At 67.9% G+C, this 17,188-nt stretch carries 14 protein-coding genes; 5 read left to right on the forward strand and 9 right to left on the reverse strand.

All coding sequences use genetic code 11. The features are described from left to right. Positions 1-158 precede the first annotated feature (158 nt). Positions 159-2,237, forward strand: coding sequence for a phosphate acetyltransferase (pta, locus tag AC5RWA_RS01670; protein ID WP_494056285.1), 2,079 nt, complete (start codon positions 159-161; stop codon positions 2,235-2,237). Positions 2,238-2,319: 82 nt separating this feature from the next. Here pta and AC5RWA_RS01675 read toward each other — a convergent pair whose 3' ends face one another. Further along, positions 2,320-2,607 carry a hypothetical protein gene (locus AC5RWA_RS01675; RefSeq protein ID WP_494056286.1) on the reverse strand — a complete coding sequence of 96 codons (288 nt, stop codon included), beginning with the start codon at positions 2,605-2,607 and terminating at the stop codon, positions 2,320-2,322. 139 nt (positions 2,608-2,746) lie between these two features. On the opposite strand from AC5RWA_RS01675, the gene AC5RWA_RS01680 reads away from it, so the two are divergent. Beyond that, the gene (locus tag AC5RWA_RS01680; protein WP_494056287.1) at positions 2,747-3,907 is read left to right on the forward strand and encodes an acetate kinase; all 1,161 of its coding nucleotides are present in this window, start codon (positions 2,747-2,749) and stop codon (positions 3,905-3,907) included. Positions 3,908-3,927: 20 nt separating this feature from the next. After that, positions 3,928-4,503, forward strand: coding sequence for a GNAT family N-acetyltransferase (locus AC5RWA_RS01685; protein WP_494056288.1), 576 nt, complete (start codon positions 3,928-3,930; stop codon positions 4,501-4,503). Between the two features lie 64 nt (positions 4,504-4,567). On the opposite strand, the gene AC5RWA_RS01690 is transcribed toward AC5RWA_RS01685, so the two are convergent. From AC5RWA_RS01690 to AC5RWA_RS01705, 4 genes are read right to left on the reverse strand one after another with little or no spacing between them, the layout of a single operon-like run. After that, entirely contained in the window at positions 4,568-5,764 is a 1,197-nt protein-coding gene (locus AC5RWA_RS01690; RefSeq protein ID WP_494056289.1) for an NAD(P)/FAD-dependent oxidoreductase, read from the reverse strand. Positions 5,765-5,768: 4 nt separating this feature from the next. Beyond that, positions 5,769-5,975 (reverse strand): hypervirulence associated TUDOR domain-containing protein, encoded by a 207-nt coding sequence (locus tag AC5RWA_RS01695; RefSeq protein WP_009356625.1) that lies wholly within the window; start codon positions 5,973-5,975, stop codon positions 5,769-5,771. An 8-nt stretch (positions 5,976-5,983) separates the two neighbouring features. Further along, positions 5,984-8,395 (reverse strand): zinc metalloprotease, encoded by a 2,412-nt coding sequence (locus tag AC5RWA_RS01700; protein WP_494056290.1) that lies wholly within the window; start codon positions 8,393-8,395, stop codon positions 5,984-5,986. A 6-nt stretch (positions 8,396-8,401) separates the two neighbouring features. Next, positions 8,402-9,145, reverse strand: coding sequence for a peptidoglycan-binding protein (locus AC5RWA_RS01705; protein WP_275729633.1), 744 nt, complete (start codon positions 9,143-9,145; stop codon positions 8,402-8,404). Between the two features lie 314 nt (positions 9,146-9,459). Here AC5RWA_RS01705 and AC5RWA_RS01710 point away from each other — a divergent pair, with 314 nt between their 5' ends. Beyond that, a complete protein-coding gene (locus tag AC5RWA_RS01710; protein ID WP_494056291.1) occupies positions 9,460-9,912 on the forward strand; it encodes an SRPBCC family protein in 453 nt (150 codons plus the stop codon). An 89-nt stretch (positions 9,913-10,001) separates the two neighbouring features. Here AC5RWA_RS01710 and AC5RWA_RS01715 read toward each other — a convergent pair whose 3' ends face one another. Beyond that, positions 10,002-12,227 (reverse strand): S9 family peptidase, encoded by a 2,226-nt coding sequence (locus AC5RWA_RS01715; protein WP_494056292.1) that lies wholly within the window; start codon positions 12,225-12,227, stop codon positions 10,002-10,004. A 696-nt stretch (positions 12,228-12,923) separates the two neighbouring features. On the opposite strand from AC5RWA_RS01715, the gene AC5RWA_RS01720 reads away from it, so the two are divergent. Further along, positions 12,924-13,346 carry an Hsp20/alpha crystallin family protein gene (locus AC5RWA_RS01720; RefSeq protein ID WP_079597450.1) on the forward strand — a complete coding sequence of 141 codons (423 nt, stop codon included), beginning with the start codon at positions 12,924-12,926 and terminating at the stop codon, positions 13,344-13,346. A 256-nt stretch (positions 13,347-13,602) separates the two neighbouring features. On the opposite strand, the gene AC5RWA_RS01725 is transcribed toward AC5RWA_RS01720, so the two are convergent. The 3 genes from AC5RWA_RS01725 to AC5RWA_RS01735 all read right to left on the reverse strand — a co-directional run bounded on the left by AC5RWA_RS01725 (position 13,603) and on the right by AC5RWA_RS01735 (position 17,079). Continuing rightward, positions 13,603-14,526, reverse strand: coding sequence for an NAD(P)H-hydrate dehydratase (locus tag AC5RWA_RS01725; RefSeq protein WP_494056293.1), 924 nt, complete (start codon positions 14,524-14,526; stop codon positions 13,603-13,605). Then, the gene (locus AC5RWA_RS01730) at positions 14,510-15,286 is read right to left on the reverse strand and encodes a histidine phosphatase family protein (RefSeq protein WP_494056294.1); all 777 of its coding nucleotides are present in this window, start codon (positions 15,284-15,286) and stop codon (positions 14,510-14,512) included. The genes AC5RWA_RS01725 and AC5RWA_RS01730 overlap by 17 nt, the downstream gene beginning before the upstream one ends. 101 nt (positions 15,287-15,387) lie before the next feature. Next, positions 15,388-17,079, reverse strand: a complete 1,692-nt coding sequence (locus AC5RWA_RS01735) for an alkaline phosphatase D family protein (RefSeq protein ID WP_494056295.1) — start codon at positions 17,077-17,079, stop codon at positions 15,388-15,390. Positions 17,080-17,188 lie beyond the last annotated feature (109 nt).

Here is a 17,188-nt window from a genome sequence, read left to right on the forward strand (position 1 = left end):
AATCCCATGAGGGGGCCCGGTGTCAAGGCCATGCGGGCTTCGCGAGATGGCACTTCACGGCAGTCCCGGGGGTGGATACTGCCGCGAAGTGCCATCTCGCGGGGTGGGAAGTGCAAGGATGGGAGGACCGGCACCAGCAGACAGCAAAGGGCAGACCCATGGCCAAAGGCATCTACGTCAGCGCAACCACCCCCGGATCGGGCAAGTCCCTTGTGGCACTGGGCCTGGCGGACACCCTGCACCGCCACGCGGACAGGATCGGCTTCTTCAAACCCGTGGTCCACGGCCCGGACGCGAATGACGACCCCATGGTTGCCCTGATGAAATCCCGGTTCGCGCTGGAGGATGAGCGCTGCCGCGGCGGCCTCACCCATGAAGAGGTCAGGACCCTGCTGGCCGAAGGAAAACGGGCCGACATCGACGCCCGCTGCGTGGAGATCTTCGCCGAAATCTCCCGCCACTGCGACGTGGTGATCGTGGAGGGAACGGACCTTACCGGCCAGGACGCCGCCGTCGAATTTGACCTCAACGCCCGCCTTGCCAACAACCTGGCCGCCCCCGTGGTGGCTGTGGTGGGCGCCAAGGGGCGCACCGTCGCCGAGGCCGCGGCCGCCGTCGAGGTAGCCCGCAAGGAACTGTCCGCGGAGAAGTGCTCGCTGCTGGCCATCATGGTCAACCGCGCTGACCCGGACGACGTCGAGGCTATCGCCGCCGCCGTGAAGCCGGGCGCCTCCGGACGGCCCGTGTATGTCCTCGCCGAGCTTGAGGAGATCGCCCGCCCCACCACCGGCGAGGTGGCCGCCGCCCTGGGCGTGCGGCAGATTGCAGGCCGGGCGGACATGGAGCGCGACGTCAGGGACATCAAGGTTGCCGCGATGAACGTGGGCAACTTCCTGAACGTGCTGGACGAGGGCGCCCTGGTGATCGTGCCGGGGGACCGCGCGGATGTGATGGTGGCGTGCCTGGCGTCGTCCTTCTCACCCGAGTTCCCGGTGGCGTCCGCCCTCATCCTGACCGGCGGGCTGGCACCGGACGCCAACATCTACCCGCTCCTGGCGCAGGCGCCGTTCCCCGTGTTCGCGGCGCGGGAGGACACCTACACCACGGCCCGGCGCGTCTCCGAGGTCCGGAGCGAGATCTGGTCCGGGCACCGGCGGAAGGTTGCCTCGGCCTTGGGGCTCTGGTCCCGGCAGGTGGATGAGGCCGAGCTCATGGAGCGCCTGCACCTGCCCCGGGCCGAGCGAATGACGCCGCTGCGGTTCCTGCATGACCTCATCGAGCGGGCCCGCGCGCAGCGCCGGCACGTGGTGCTGCCAGAGGGGACCGACGTCCGGATCCTCCGCGCGGCGGAAATCCTCCACCGCCGCGACGTCTGCGACCTGACCGTCCTGGGACCCGAATCCGACGTCCGCGAGCTGGCCGCCGCCCGTGGCATCGACCTCACCGGCATCAACGTGGTGGACCCGGCCACCTCCGACCTGCGGCAGAAGTTCGCAGAGCAGTACGCGGAGCTGCGGGCGCACAAGGGCGTCGACCTGCCCAAGGCGCTGGAGATCATGCAGGATGTCAGCTACTTCGGCACCATGATGGTCCAGCTGGGCGTGGTGGACGGCATGGTCTCCGGGGCCGCCCACACCACCGCGCACACCATTCGCCCTGCCCTGGAGTTCGTGAAGACCCGCGAGGGCGTGAAGATTGTGTCCTCGGTGTTCCTGATGCTGATGCCGGACCGGGTGCTGGTGTACGGCGACTGCGCTGTGAACCCGGACCCCAACGTGGAGCAGCTGGCGGACATCGCGCTCGCCTCAGCCGAAACCGCCGTGCAGTTCGGCGTGGAGCCGAGGGTGGCCATGCTGTCCTACTCCACCGGCGGCTCGGGCTCCGGCGAAGCCGTGGACGAAGTGCGGCAGGCCACCGAACTGGTGCGGGAGCGCCGCCCCGACCTCGCCGTCGAAGGCCCCATCCAGTACGACGCCGCCGTGGACGCCTCGATCGCGGAATCCAAGATGCCGGGCTCTTCAGTGGCCGGGCAGGCGACGGTGTTCATCTTCCCGGACCTGAACACCGGCAACAACACGTACAAGGCGGTGCAGCAAAGCTCCGGTGCAGTCGCCGTCGGGCCCGTCCTGCAGGGGCTCCGGAAGCCGGTCAACGACCTCTCCCGCGGCTGCACGGTGGAGGACATCGTCAACACGGTGGCCATCACCGCGATCCAGGCGCAGGTGCCGGCTTCCTGAGAGCGCTGGTTGAGCCTGGAAGCGGTGGTTGAGCCCGTCGAAACCCGTGGTGAGGTTTCGACAGGCTCAACCACCGCTCGGGTCAGCTGTTGTCCGGCTTGGCCAGGCTTTCCTTGTCCTCCTGCTTGGCGGGCTCGTCGGACAGGCCCTGCGGGGTGAGGTCCAGGTTCTCGGCGTTTTCGGGAGCTTCCGGTGCCTCGCCCGTCTCGCCGGCCTTCAGGTTGCCGGTGTCGTCAAGGGCCGGGTTCGCACCCTCCACGCCGGTAGGGTCCTTGCTTCCGGATCCGGCGCCGGCGTTCAGGGGCGCGGTGCTGCTGGAGCCGGTGTTGGTGGGGTCGTTCTCGTCGATCGAAGTGGTCTCGTTCGTCATTGGAATGTCCTCTCGGGCGTGGTCCAGCCTGTCCGCCGACTCTAGGCACAGACGGTCCGCATCCGCAAGGAATTGGGCGCCGCGCCGCGGCACATATAGTGGGGTTTGAACCGCAGACGCAAGGCTCAGGAGGCCCCACATGCTCGTGCTCGTCATCAACTCCGGCTCGTCCTCGCTCAAGTACCAGGTGCGCGATGTTGCCGCCGGGACCGTCCTGACGGAGGGGCTGATCGAGAAGATCGGCATGGGCAACGGGGGCGACGGCGACGGCGAGATCGAGGGCCCGCGGGACCACGCAGCGGCGCTGGAGCAGGTGGACGCAGCCATCCACCGGGAGCTGGGCGACCTGGAGCTCGGCGCCGTGGGGCACCGCGTTGTGCACGGTGGGGAACGGTTCGCCGAGCCGGTGCTGATCGACAATGAAATCACCCGCGCCATCGAGCGGCTCAACCCGCTGGCGCCCCTGCACAACCCGGCCAACGTCCTGGGGATCCGCGCCATCACCAAGAAGTGGCCGGACATGCCGCAGGTGGCCGTCTTCGATACCGCCTTCCACCGCACCCTTCCGGAGCACGCCTGGCGCTACGCCGTCCCCGACGAGCTGTACACCAACCACGGCATCCGCCGTTACGGCTTCCACGGCACCTCGCACGAGTACGTCACACGGCGGGCCGCCGCCCTGCTGGATATCCCGGTGGAGGAGTTCGACGGCGTCATCGCCCACCTGGGCAACGGCGCCTCCGTGACGGCGATCCGGGGCGGCCAGTCGGTGGACACCTCCATGGGCTTCACGCCGCTCGAGGGCCTGGTGATGGGTACCCGCTCCGGTGACCTGGACCCGTCAATCCTGGTGTTCCTGGGCCGTGCCGGCTGGACCCCGGAGGACATCGACACCATGCTCAACCGGGAGTCCGGGCTGAAGGGCCTGGCCGGCAACAACGACATGCGCTCCGTGGTGGAAGCGTCCGAGGACGGCAACACCAAGGCGGCCACGGCGCTCGCTGTCACCTCCTACCGGCTGGCCAAGTACATCGGCGGCTACCACGTGGCCGTCGGCGGGGCCAAGGCACTGGTGTTCACGGCGGGGATCGGCGAGAACTCGCACCAGTTCCGCGCGCTGGTGGCCGACAGGCTGGGCGCCCTGGGCATCGAGCTCGACGGCGGCCTGAACGCCGAGCGGTCCAAGGAACCGCGCGTTATTTCCACGCCGCAGTCAGCCATTCCTGTCCTGGTGGTGCCCACTGACGAGGAGCGCGCCATCGCGGAGGCGACGGCCGCCGTCGTCGGTTCCGCCCAGTAGCCCCGCTCGGGTTAGCCCTCGTGCCTGACATCCTCCTGCCCATCCGTACCAAACGGCTGGTCCTGCGCCGCTTCGACGGCGGCGACCTGGACGCGTTCCACGCCTACCATTCGCTCCCGGAGACTGCCCGCTTCCTGCCCGGGCCTGCGAAGACGTACACGCAGTCCATGGAACGCGTGGGCCGTTACGCCAACTTCGTTTTCGAGAAAGCGGGGGACTGGGTGGCCCTGGCCATCGAGGCCGACGACGAGCCCGGGCTCCAGGGCGAAGTGGTGCTCAAGTGGCTGCCCGGCCACCTGCAGGGGGAAGTGGGGTGGACGCTGGCGCCCGCGGCCCGCGGCAAGGGCTATGCCACCGAAGCCGCGGCGGCGATGCTCGAACTGGGCTTCGGCGAGCTCGGCCTGCATCGGATCGAGGCGCGCCTGGACGAGCTCAACACGGCGTCGGCGTCCTTGTGCTGCCGCCTGGGCATGCGGCTGGAGGCCCGCCACGTTGATAAGTGGCACTACAAGGGCCAGTGGGCCACGGAGCTGATCTTCGCCATCCTCGCCGACGAGTGGCGCGTGGGCAGGGAATTGGACAGCCGGAACCCCTAGGCGCGCCGGTGGTTGAGCCTGTCGAAACCCTTACGCGCGCTGGTGGTTGAGCCTGTCGAAACCCCTACGCGCGCCCCTTGAGGATCAGGTTCCAGTAGACCTGCGGGAACATGTCCCGGTCCACCACCCAGGACAGCCGGCTCTCGTTCCAGGTGGGCACCCGGGGGATGGTGGGCATCGGCCGGAAGCGGTCGTCGAACTCGGCGAACACTACCGTGTCGCGCGACACCGTGAACGGGCACACCGAGTAGCCGTTGTACTTCTCGGGCAGCGGTTTGCCCTTCCGCGCCGCCACCAGGTTTTTCGCCAGCACCTTGGTCTGCTTGCGCAGCGCCCCGCCCGACTTGGAGTTGGTGGTCCCGGCGGCATCGCCAAGGGACCAGACGTTGGAGAACCGGAGGTGCCGCAGCGTCTGCCGGTCCACCTCCACAAAACCGCCTTTGTCGCTGGCGGCGGGCAGGTCCGTGGCCTTGAGCCAATCCGGGGCCGACTGTGGCGGGACGCCGTTGAGCACGTCGTAGTGCAGAACTTCCTCGGCGCCGGTTTCGGTGTTTCGGATGGTGGCGGCCTGGCCGGCGGCGTCCACCGAGACCAGTTCGCTGTTGGTCCACAGTTCGATCCCGTACTCAGCGATCTTGCGGTCCAGCTCCCGGTCCACTTCCGGCACGCCGAACACGGTGGGGTAGGGCTGGACCATCACCACGCGGATCTTGTCCAGGACACCCTGTTCCTTCCAGTAGTCGCAGGCCAGGTACATGGGCTTCTGGCTGGCCCCGCCGCACTTGATGGGGCCGGCCGGCATGGTGAACACGGCGGTGCCGGACGTCAGTCCGCTGAGCAGGGTCCACGCCTTCGGCGCCAGTTCGAACTCGTAATGCGAGGCGCCGTGCGGGGAGTGCACGGCCTCGGCCAGGCCGGGCACGGCGTCCCAGTCGTACTGCAGCCCCGGGCACACCACCAGCTGCCCATAGGCCACCGAGGTTCCCGAAGCGAGGGTGACGGTGTTGGCATTCGCGTCGACGTCCACTGCCGCGTCGCGGATCCAGGTCACGCCTTTGGGGGTTACCGACTGCTGGGTCCGGACTGCTTCCTTGGCCTGCGCCCGGCCCCCTGCGATGTGGGAGAACAGCGGCTGGTAAAGGTGGTGGTCCTTGGGTTCGACCAGTGCCACATCCTTGATGCCGTAGCGTTCCAGCCGGGCGGCCAGGGAGACGCCGGCATTCCCGCCGCCGATGATGAGGACCTCGTGCTGGGTAGCCATGCCGCTACTTCTTCTCTGTCAGGGCGGAGGCCTTGTGTGCGGCACGGGCGCCGGTCTTGGCGGATTCCACAACGTACTGCGGCTCATCCTCGCTGGCCCGGTGCGTGTGCCCGTCCAGTTCGAAGTCGCTGGTTTTCTTCTCGATGATCTTGCCGTGCGTCTTGCCCTGCGACGTATTCCACTCCACGGATGTTCCCTTGCTCAATGACATTGGCTCTCCTAGCTGGGGTTGGCGGTGGGTTGGGGCTCCACGGCGGGGGCCGTGCCCCCAGTATCCGCCGTTGGCACCGGCGTCTCAATGGGGGCGTACGACGGCGGCGGGTCACCCACGGAGGGCTGCGTTGCCGGTGCGGGGGGCGCCTGGGTGGGTACGGGGGCGGGTGCCCCTCCGGCCGGTGCCTGGGAAGCAGGCCCCGTGGGCGCGCCGGCCGGGTCCTTGGTTCCGGTGGGTGCGGCTGTTCCCGTGGGAGCTGGCGTCGCCGTGGTCCTGGTGGCGCTGGGATCCGCCTTGATGATTGCGGTGATCTGCTCCTTGTACGCGGCGAGCCGGGCCTGGATTTCCGAGAGGGGAACGTTCTGGATGTTCCGGCCGTATTCAGCGATCTCGGCCCACAAAGCATTGAGGTGTTCAAGGCTGCTCGTGCCCAGCGGCCCGTCCAGGGTGAGGACCAGCTGGCTGGCCAGCGCATACGTGAGGCAGTCCACGCAGTTGTAATTTGCCGCGGCCGCCAGGTTTTCGGGGACGATGACATCCGCCTCGCCAACGATGAGCACCACCTGGAAGCCCACCGCCACGGCGGCACACCCGGTGCAGCTGGCGAAGGCGTAGGCCTCGTTCCGGGTATCTACGGGTTCGCCGTCCTCGGCCCACACCAGCGCAAAAGCCACACTGTACGTCACCGAACCGTCGGTGGTGTTCACCGCCAGCGCCTGGTTCCCGTCCTCCTCCGGCGCGGCCGGCCGGTCGAACGGGAACACCCAGGACGGTGCCGCGGTGCCCGCAGCAGTTGCAGCGGACGCGGTGCCGGAGCCGCTCTTCTCCGCCGGCACCAGCACCATGCTCAGCTGGGGGTTCTCCCGGGTCGGCTTGGCGGCGCCTTCCGGCCAGAGTGCAACGGTTGTGCCGCTGCGGCCTTCACGCAGCACGGTGCTGCCCTGCGGAACGATTGACGACGTGGCGTCAGCCAGCGTGCCGCGTTCGTAAGGCTGCACGGGACGGTACGTGCCGCCGTCGGGCCACCATGCCCAGCCGAGCCCGGCGAGCAGTGCCGCCACGGCGGCCATGGCGGCGATCCGCTGGAGGACATTGCCCCGGGTCTTCTTCCAGAGGCCGGTGACCAGCTGCCGCAGCAGCCGGAACAGGATGTACAGCATCCCGAGCATGGGCAGCGCGACGGCGGCGATCGCCAGCGCGCGCACGGCAGCGCCGGCCAGGTCCCCGTCGGAGAGGCTGGCAGCGAGCATGTCCCGCTGTCTGCCGGCGCTGTCCCAGGCGGTGGCCAGCAGGCGCGGCAGGGCGAGCACCATCATGGCCAGGCTGAACAGCAGCAGCGGCACGGTGACCAGCACCCATGCAGTCACCACGGCTCGGGCCCACGGCTTGAGCACCTTGTTTTCGGGCTTCCCCCAATGCCAGGGCAGCAGGCCCAGGAGGGTGGGCTTGATGCGCTGGAAGAGGTCGGGCACTCCGGTGGTGTCCGCCAGGATGTGGTAACCGTCGAACCGCACCAGCGGGAGCAACTGCCGGACCATCTGCAGGATCTGGGTGACCACCACCAGCAGCAGGGCATCAAAGCCGGTGGCCCACCAGAGCCCCATGATGGCAACGGCCACAATGGCGTTGAAGTACAGGCCGCCGAGGTCCGTGCGGAGGCGGCCGCCCCTGCCCAGCCGGTACGAGTCAGTGACGTCTGTGAAAAAGGCGGGCCACACGAGGTACAGGCCCGCACCCATGGCGCCGGGCGTTGCGCCGCCCTTTCGTGCGGCCGCGGCATGGCCGAACTCGTGGAAGCCGGCAGAGAGGATGGTGATGGCAAAAATCAGCAGCAGCAGCGCCGGATTGGCGAAGGCCTCATGCGTGGCGGAGCCCAGGCCCTTCACCATCAGCACCCACCAGCAGGCAGCCAGGAATGCGGCAGTAACGGCCATCACGATCAGCGGGTTGAACAGCACTGCGAAGGGGGCCGTGATTTTCCTGGTGCGTTCGGGGTCCGTCACGGTGTACCGGAACCGCATTCCGAGGAGCGGGTCTGCTTTCTTCACCGCGGGCTGGGAGCCGTCGGCAAGGCGGAGCAGTCCCATCGGCAGCAGTTGGGCGTCCATCAGCGTGCGCACGTTGTCCGCGCTGACCAGCCGCCCCGACCCTTGCGTGGCGTGCTGCGCGATCTCCTCCACGTCCCGGGTTCCGTCGGCACCCTCCAGCACCAGATAAAGCAGCCGGGTGAGCTGCAGGGTCTGGCCGTCGGCCCGGCGGACCAGCGAGGGAGCTTCCCGGTAACCGGATCCCTCGGACTGGCCCAGCAACTGGACGCCGTCGGCGCGCACGGGGACCGGCAGCGGGCGCTCGGCAAGGGAGGCATGGGACGACGGCGGGCCGGCCTCGGGGCGCGGCCCGCCGGTGGCGTGGCTCATCCGTGCTTACTGTTCGAGGTTGGACTGCTGGTCGGCAGAGGCGTTGGCCTGGCCCTCGATGTGCTGCGAAATGATGGCGTCCTGCTCGGCCACGGCGTAGGCCTGGCTGTCGATGGAGCCGATGTTCGCTGCCACGGCGGCGTCGATCGGGGCGGCCACGTTGGCATTTGCTGCCACGGCGCCGTTGATCGGGGCGGCGATGTCCGCGTCGGCGGCCAGGTCCACGTTGACGTTGAGCAGGTCCCCGTCCAGGGCGGCCGCCGGGTCCACCGGCAGCGCACCGACGTCGGGCAGGCTCTCTTCGGGAAGGACGCCGTCCGGAAGCGTGCCATCGGGAAGGGTGCCGTCAGGCAGGAGGCTCCCGCCGTCGGCCGTTCCTGCTGTGGTGCCCGGCTCAGTGGTTCCGGTGTCTGCCGCGGTATCGCCGTCGTCGACCGTGTCATTAGCCTGGTCGATGGTGCTGTCCTGGGTGGATTCGGCGTTCGCGTCAGCCACGATGCCCTGCTCGATGACCACGCCCTGGTCCGCCAGGGCCTGGGCCTCCGAGCCAAAGGAAAGAATGTTCGCCGAGGCGGCCGCGTCGATCGGGGCAGCTACGTTGGCGTTGGCGGCAACCGCCAAATCGATGGGTGCTGCGGCATCAATCCCCAGGTCCAGGTCCGCGTTCAGGTCGAGGACGGACGCGACTTCCTTGTCCGGCAAAGCTGTGGCCTGCTCCGACATCAGTTCGTCGTCCGTCAGGGGACGCATTTCATGTTCCATGCTGATGCAACCTCCGGGTCCGGCACGGGTTGGTCTGCCCCCAGCGGGCAGCCCGGCACAGCCAATAGTAAGCATGATTAGCTTTTTTGGGTATCGGGAGGGGTGGCTAAGGGATGACTGTTACCGCACGTCAACGCCGTGCGGGACGCCGCACCGTATCCCGCACGGTCCTCCGGGTGAGGTGCCGCGAGCGCTTTAAGGGGAGCATTGACACTGCCTGCGCCCGGGTCCAAGCTGGCGCTGTGCCTGCCTCCACGCCGGCCGATCCGCGCCGGCGTCAGGCACTGTTTGAGGAGAATCCCATGCCTGTAGTAGAGGAATCCGTCGTCATCGCCCGGCCGCCCCAGGAAGTCTTCGATTTCCTGGCGAAGTTTGAGAACACGGCCGTCTTTGACTCTTCCGTCACGTCTTCCGAGCAGGTGAGCGACGGTCCCGTCGGGTTGGGGTCCAGGGGCCGGGGTACCAGCAAAGTCATGGGACGGACCTTTGACTGGACCACCGAGATCGTTGAGTTCGACCGGCCCCGGCGGCTGGTATCACGATCCGTCGAGGGAAAGCTGGACTTCACCGTTTCCTTGACCATGGAACCGTCCGACGGCGGCACCCGCCTCACGCAGCGGATCGAAGCCGCGTCCGGCCTTGGCGGCATCTTTGGAAAGCTGGCCGATCCGCTGGTGGAGCGGGCACAGGGCCGGACGGTCCGGGCCAACCTCGAGACCCTGGCCGAGCTGTTGGAGGAGCACCCGGACGCCTGACCCTGCGCGTCCGGGCCGCAACCACTGGTTCGGGTCTCTTACTTCAGGCCGGAGCCTACTTCAGGCCGGAGCCTACTTCAGGCCGGTGCCTACTTCAGGCCCGCGCCAGGCAGCAGCTCGGTGGCACCCAGGGAGTCGGCGATGAAGGCATAGTCCCAGGCCCGTTCGCGCCACTGCACGTACCGGCCGGAGGCGCCGCCGTGGCCGCCGTCCATCTCGATCTTCATGAGGATGGGCTCGGAACCGGTGGTCCTGTTCCGCAGCTCCTGGACCCATTTGGCCGGCTCCACGTAGAGCACCCGGGTGTCGTTGAAGGATGTGACCGCGGCGATTTTGGGGTACGCCACCTTCCGCACGTTCTCATAAGGGGAGTAGGACTTCATGTAGGCGTAGGCCTGGGGGTCCGTGATCGGGTTGCCCCACTCCTCCCACTCCAGTGCGGACAGCGGCAGGTCCGGGTCAAGGATGCTGGTGAGCGGGTCCACGAAGGGCACCTGCGCCACGATTGCGGCGTACTTTTCCGGGGCCATGTTCGCCACCGCACCCATCAAAAGCCCGCCCGCGGAGCCGCCAAGGGCTGCGATCCGGGCCGGATCCACCCAGCCAGAGTTTGCCAGCCAGTCGGTGGCGTCCACGAAATCCGTGAAGGTGTTCTTCTTGGTGAGCTTCTTGCCGTCCTCGTACCAGTGCCGGCCCAGCTCGCCGCCGCCGCGGATGTGTGCGATCACGAACACCACGCCGCGGTCCAGCAGGGACAGCCGGGCGATGCCGAAGCCGGGGTCCATGCTCAGCTCGTAGGAGCCGTACCCGTAGACCAAGCCGGCCGCCGACGAGTCTTGTTGTACGGCCTTGTGGCGCAGTACCGACAGCGGGATGCGGGTGCCGTCCCCGGCCACCGCCCATTCGCGGGTGGCAACATAGTCGCTGCCGTCGTAGCCGCCCAGGACCGGGCTCTCCTTGCGCAGCAGCAGCTCGCCGGCGGGCCGCTCCGCGGCGGGCAGCACGAAGTCATACACCCGGGACGGCGTGAAGTAGGAGGTGTAGCCCAGCCGGATGACGGGCGCTTCGTAATCGGAACCGCCCACGCCGGCGGTGTACAGCTCCTCGTCGAATGCCGGTTCCACAGGTGCCTGCTGGGCCGGCGTGCCCAGACCGGCCAGCCCCATGACCTGGACCCGCTCGATGGTGTCCTTGCGGATGGAGACGATGAGGTGGGTGGAGGTGACGCCGGCGCCGTTGACGCGGACGTCGTCGGAATGCTCGACGACGGTCTGCCACTGCTGCTCGGACAGCGGCTTCCGCAGCTCGGCCGGGTCCGTCAGGGAGACCATGGAGTTGATGGCGCCGCGGTTGTGAGTGAGGAGGATGCGTTCTTCGCCGTCGAGCAGGAAGGGTTCGGCCTCGTAGAGGACCCGTTCGTTGCGGGAAATGACGGTGGTGACAGTGCCCGTGGGATCGTCGAACCGGAGCAGGCGGGTCTCGCTGTATTCGGAGCAGCCGACCCCCAGCACCAGGTACCGGCGGTCGGCGGAAAGTTCGAAGCCCAGCCACATGGCGGCGTCGTCCTCCTGGTAGACCACCACGTCATCGGTGACGGGCGTGCCCAAAACGTGGGCCTTCACCTGGTACGGCCGCCAGGAATCATCAACTACCGTGTAGAAGATGCGTGTGCCGTCGGGCGAGAAGGAGACGCCGTAGAACACGTTCTCGATGACATCCGGGAGCAGTTCGCCCGTGCGGAGGTCCTTGATCCGGAGCGTGAAACGCTCGTCGCCCGAGTTGTCCACGGCGTAGGCGTACAGGTTGCCGTCCACGGTCACGGCCGTGCCGCCCACCGAGAAGAACGGCTTGCCTTCCGCTTCCACGTTCCCGTCCAGGAGGACTTCCTCGCCCGGGATCTCCACGCCTGGCTCGACGGCGGGCGGGGTCCAATCGGCGATTTTGTCGTCGGTGTCGGCGGCCCTGACCCGGCACTGGATCCCGTATTCCTTGCCTTCGACGGATCGGCTGAAGTACCACCAGCCGTCCTTGCGGTGCGGCACCGAAAGATCGGTTTCCTGGGTGCGGCCCTTGATCTCCTGGAAGATGGCCTCGCGGAGCGGCTCCTGGTGCGCGGTGACGGCTTCCTGGTAGGCGTTCTCAGCCTTCAGGTGCTCCACTACCTCGGCCGATTCCTTGTCCCGCAGCCACTCGTAGTTGTCCACGAAGGTGTCCCCGTGGTGCGTCCGTTCGAGGGGAACTCTCTTTGCCACCGGCGGCGTGGCCGTGGCGGAGGAGGGGGTGCTGGCGGAATCCTGCAGCGGAGTCTGGGTCATTCCTTCAATATAGCCACCAGCCCGGACAATGGGCGGGGCCGTTCGCTACCGGACGATAACGCCCCATCACTTCCTGCCGTAATCCCGCTGATGCCCCATCACCTCCTGCGGCCAACCGCGCGATGCCCTATCACCTTTGGTCCCCAAACGGCCGCCGTGGGGACCAAAGGTGATAGAGCATCATCCTGCTTGGGTGCCCTGGTGGGGTTAAGGCGGCAGGCGTATCCTGTTCACGCCAAGGCACATCCGCCCAGCGTGAGAGGGGAAGTTTATGACCATCCCGCCAGTGCATGAACCCGAGCCGTTCCCGCCCGAGCCCGGGCCATCTCCTGATCCCACCCAGCCTGGCCATCCCGGGCCGCCGGCTCCGAATCCGTTCCCCACTCCTGAGCCGCCGGGCCCGTTGCCGGTGCCGGACCCAGGTCCTGCACCGCTCCGCCCGGACCCCACCAGGAGCTAGAAGCGCACCTTTTGAGGGGCCTTTCACTCTCAGTGAAGGGCCCCTCAGCCACGTCTGCAGCAGCCGAACAGTGAAGGGCCCCTCAGCCACGTCTGCAGCAGCCGAAAAATCTTCCAAAATTCCCTGCCGGACCGCTTGCGGATCTCCTTCTGTGGTGCTAAAAAATCTATATCAGCCAATACAGATCGGCTGGTAACCAAAAATGTGTTGGACCGTCTCTTACGAGGAGGGAAGCCATGTTGATGCGAACCGATCCGTTCCGCGAGCTGGACAGGCTGGCCCAGCAGGTCCTCGGTACGGCAGCGCGTCCGGCAGCCATGCCGATGGACGCATGGCGTGAGGGCCAGGAATTTGTTGTCGCCTTTGATCTGCCCGGCGTCGCAGCGGATTCAGTGGATCTGGATGTGGAACGGAATGTCCTGACGGTGCGGGCCGAGCGTCCGGACCCCGCGGGCAAGGACACCGAGTTGATCGCCTCCGAGCGGCCGCGCGGCGTGTTCAGCCGCCAGCTGATCCTCGGGGACACCCTGGATACGGACAACGTCAAGGCCAGCTACGACGCCGGTGTCCTGACGCTGCGGATTCCTGTCGCCGAGAAGGCCAAGCCGCGCAAGATCGAGATCGAAACGAAGGGGGCAAAGCAAGAGATCGCCGCCTAGTTTCGACCCCAGGATCGGGACGTCGGGTACTGATTGTTGACTGCCTCTTTGGGCGGATGGCCATTCTGAGCACGCCACAGCGCTTACGCGCACCGGCAGGTTACGCCTGAACTTCCCGATACGGTGGCCCCCGGATTCGTCCGGGGGCCATCCCATGTGAAGCCCCGCTGGAGAACGCAACGCGGAGTCAGACCCGGCCCAATACGGTCGGGATATTGGGCCAAAAGTGACTCCGCGTTGCTTTCGTGAGGGGGCGTCAGGTGTTGAGTTCAAGCATCAGTGCGGGAAGTTCGTCGGCGAGTTCGCGGGCCAGGAAGCCGAGCGGTCCCAGGCGGCTTGCCAGGCGGTCGGCGGCTGCGGCGTGCAGATGCGTTCCCCAGCAGGCGGCCTGGGCGCCGCTGGTTCCCCGGGCCCGCAATCCGGCGATGGCACCCGCCAGAACATCGCCGCTGCCGGAGGTCCCCAGGCCGCCGTACCCGGTGGTGATCTTCCACATCTCGGATTCCTCGGGAGAATCGCCGGGCGGCCGCGCAATCAGGCCCTGGCAGCTGACCACGGCGTCGAACCGGCGGGCCACGGACGCCACATCGGCTTCCAGGTCCTCGATGTCCCGCCCCAGCAGCACCGCCGCCTCCTTGGGATTCGGCGTCAGGATCAGCCGGCCCCGCCACGGCTCCAGCTGATCTTCGAGCTTGACCAGGCCGCCCAGGGCGTAGGCATCGAGTACGACGGCGGGGCCTCCTGAGCCGTCCGGCCCGCCGTCGGATTCCTCCCGCTCCAGGAGCAACCGCAGCATCTCCTCGGCGAGGTCCGGATCGTCCAGCCCCGGGCCAATAAGAATTGCATCGGCACGCTCAAGGTACGACGAGATGCGGTCCAGGCCCTCACCCCTCACGGACCCATCGGCAGTTTCCGGCAGTCCCATGGCCCCGCATTCGGGCAGCGCAACCCCCACCTGCGCCGCCACGGATTCCGCAACGGCCAGTGTCAGCTTTCCGGCACCCGCACGCAGGGCTGCGGTACCGGCCAGCAGGGCAGCCCCCGGCGTTGCGCGCGCCCCGCCGATCACCAGCACGGAACCGCGCGAGTATTTGTCCTCGCCCGGCGCAGGCAGCGGCCAGTCCCGCAGCAGCGAGGGGGTCACCAGGGTAGGGGAACCGGAATCACTTCGGGTGGACACTGGAGTCCCCCGCATGCTCGGTGACTGTGACACCCTGTTCGGCCAGGTGGTCCGCCACGTTGAAGCTCTCAAGCGTCCATGGTCCCTCGCCGGACGGGCGCACGTAGCGTGTCAGGGACGCGTTGAGGACCGAGGTGCTGGCCGCGAGGTCAAGGATTTCGCGTTCGGTCATGCCTTCCAGGACATACCTGAACAACAGGATCACGGCGTCGTGGCACACCAGCATGACCCGGTGCCCGGTGCCGAGGTTGTTCAGTTCGTCCAGGACCAAGCGCAGCCGGAGGGCCACGTCGGCCCAGGATTCCCCGCCTGGGGGCCGGTAGTACAGCTTGCCCAGCCACTCCCGGCGCTCGGCTTCGTCCGGGTAACGCGCCTCGACGCCCCGCCGGGTGAGCCGGTCCAGGATGCCCAGTTCGCGGTCCCGCAGCCGTTCATCGGTCCGCACTTTCGCACGCCAGCCCGCAGTTTCCACCGCGATCTCCGCCGTCTGCAGTGCCCGTGCGTAAGGGGAGGAGAACACAGCATCCGGCCGGAACTCCTCGGCGATCCGGGCCAGCGCCGTCCCCAGCGCCTTGGCCTGGTCCCTCCCGGTATCGGACAGGTCCACGTCCGCATCCCGGGCGGTCACATCGATGACCTCCGCCCCCGCCAGCCGCGCCTCCGTGGCGGCCACGTTGCCTTCGCTCTCGCCGTGCCGGATCAGCAGCAGCTCCACCGCGCCGGCCTCCTGCACTGCCTGTGTCAGCCCGTCGTCGTTCACAAAAAACCACCCCGTCCGCTTGCCTTGCCGAATGCAGGAACACTACCAGCGGCGTACCCAGGCGCAGGGAAAGATAAACGGACGACGGCGTCCTGCCGCAGCTACCGTCCGGGCGTCAACACCTTGGAGAACACCGTGGCTCCGTTGGCGTTGCGCAGGCTCACGGTAAAGGTGTCGTCATCCAGCTGGACGTGCCCGAAGAACTGGTTCTCGCCGTCGCGCGGCGATTCGCCCGGGAAACGGCCGGCCTTGGAGAACACCACCTCGGGACCGAACGTGCCGTCCATGGCGTTCGGGCCGAAGGACCCGGCCGCGATGGGGCCGGCCACGAACTCCCAGAACGGATCGAAGTCGGTGAATGCAGCGCGCTCGGGCGAGTAGTGGTGGGCGGCGCAGTAGTGGACGTCGGCGGTCAGCCACACCACGTTCTTCACGCGGTTCCGCTTGAATGCGCTGAGCACCCCGGCGATCTCCAGCTCGCGGCCCAGCGGCGCACCGGCGTCGCGGTTCGCCAGGCTTTCCTGGTTGACGGCACCGTCCGGCACGATGATGCCCAGCGGCAGGTCCGCGGCGATGACCTTCCAGGTGGCCTTCGACGCCGACACCTCACGGATCAGCCAGTCCACCTGCTCCTGCCCCAGGATGGACGTGGCGTACGGCTCCTTGCCGTCCGTGTTAAGGGATTTGAACGTGCGCATGTCCAGGCAGAAGATGTCCAACTGCGGGCCGCGTGAAATCTTCCGGTAGATGCGGGCGGGCTGGTACTGGCCGGCGTCGTCGAACGTTCCCGGCCGCCACAGCGCGGCGGAGTCCGCGATCGGCATGTTCTCCTGCCAGGCCTGCCGGCCGCGGGCTGCGAGGGTGTTGACGTCGCGGACGGTGTACCGGGGGTCGTCCAGGATTTCGCCCGGGTACCAGTTGTTGGTGGTCTCGTGGTCGTCCCAGTTGGCGATGACGGGCACGTCGGCGAACATCGCGCGCATGTTGGCGTCCATCGAGTTGTAACGGTGCCGGCCGCGGTATTCGGTGAGCGTTTCGGCCACCTTGGACACCTCCTCGGTGACCAGGTTCCGCCACACCTGCCCGTCCTTCTCCACGACAGTTTCAGCCAGCGGCCCGTCCGCGTAGACGGTGTCGCCCGAGTGGATGAAGAAGTCCGGCCGCGTCCGGTGCATGGCGCGGTAGCCGCGCATCCCGCCGATGTCCTCGTTGATGCCCCAGCCCTGGCCGGCGGTGTCGCCGGTCCACACAAAGCTTTGGGCGGACGACGCCGGGACGTCGCCGCCGGCGCTCGTCCCGCCGGTGCGGCCCTTGCCGTTGTACGTCCCGGCGTCGGGGGCCGTACGGAAGGTGCCGCGGACCGTCTCGCCGGCCGCGCCGCCGTCGTCCTCGAAGCTGATCTCGAGCGCGAACCGGGTGTTGGACGGTAGGTTCCCGGCGTGGATCTTGGCGGTGAAGTCGGACGCCTGGGTGGCCCGCGGGCCGCGGAGGGTGCGCTCAAAGGCGCCCCGCCCGCGCAGGATCTCGCCGCCGTCGTTCACTGCCCGCAGAGCGGCGGTCAGCCGGCCGGCGCCGGACGCACGCGACCACAGCACGGCGGAATCCGACGTTACGTCACCCGTGGCGATGCCGCTGGGAAGGGTGAGCCGGTTGCGGACCAGCGCCACGCCGGCGGGGGACTGGCGGGAGGCAAGGGCCTGGGCGGCGGCCGGAACGGAGGCCAGGGCTGCGGCGAGGACGGAGCTCTTGACGATGGTGCGGCGGGAAATTTCAGTACGGGAGTTCGACGTCATGCCCTCAGGCTGTCGCCGCCCGGCACACGGATCCTTTCCCGAGGGTAAACGGCCGGTAAGCCCGGGTTGAACAGCGGTGCGGGCCCGGCAGATCGGGTGTCCATGCGCA

This window comes from Arthrobacter sp. 210 2 (genome assembly GCF_059093025.1).

Excerpts from the sequence above, each read along its gene's own strand:
- pta (WP_494056285.1), top strand. The coding sequence starts at position 159 with ATGGCCAAAGGCATCTACGTCAGCGCAACCACCCCCGGATCGGGCAAG.
- AC5RWA_RS01675 (WP_494056286.1), bottom strand. The coding sequence starts at position 2,607 with ATGACGAACGAGACCACTTCGATCGACGAGAACGACCCCACCAACACC.
- AC5RWA_RS01680 (WP_494056287.1), top strand. The coding sequence starts at position 2,747 with ATGCTCGTGCTCGTCATCAACTCCGGCTCGTCCTCGCTCAAGTACCAG.
- AC5RWA_RS01690 (WP_494056289.1), bottom strand. The coding sequence starts at position 5,764 with ATGGCTACCCAGCACGAGGTCCTCATCATCGGCGGCGGGAATGCCGGC.
- AC5RWA_RS01695 (WP_009356625.1), bottom strand. The coding sequence starts at position 5,975 with ATGTCATTGAGCAAGGGAACATCCGTGGAGTGGAATACGTCGCAGGGC.
- AC5RWA_RS01700 (WP_494056290.1), bottom strand. The coding sequence starts at position 8,395 with ATGAGCCACGCCACCGGCGGGCCGCGCCCCGAGGCCGGCCCGCCGTCG.
- AC5RWA_RS01705 (WP_275729633.1), bottom strand. The coding sequence starts at position 9,145 with ATGCGTCCCCTGACGGACGACGAACTGATGTCGGAGCAGGCCACAGCT.
- AC5RWA_RS01710 (WP_494056291.1), top strand. The coding sequence starts at position 9,460 with ATGCCTGTAGTAGAGGAATCCGTCGTCATCGCCCGGCCGCCCCAGGAA.
- AC5RWA_RS01715 (WP_494056292.1), bottom strand. The coding sequence starts at position 12,227 with ATGACCCAGACTCCGCTGCAGGATTCCGCCAGCACCCCCTCCTCCGCC.
- AC5RWA_RS01720 (WP_079597450.1), top strand. The coding sequence starts at position 12,924 with ATGTTGATGCGAACCGATCCGTTCCGCGAGCTGGACAGGCTGGCCCAG.
- AC5RWA_RS01735 (WP_494056295.1), bottom strand. The coding sequence starts at position 17,079 with ATGACGTCGAACTCCCGTACTGAAATTTCCCGCCGCACCATCGTCAAG.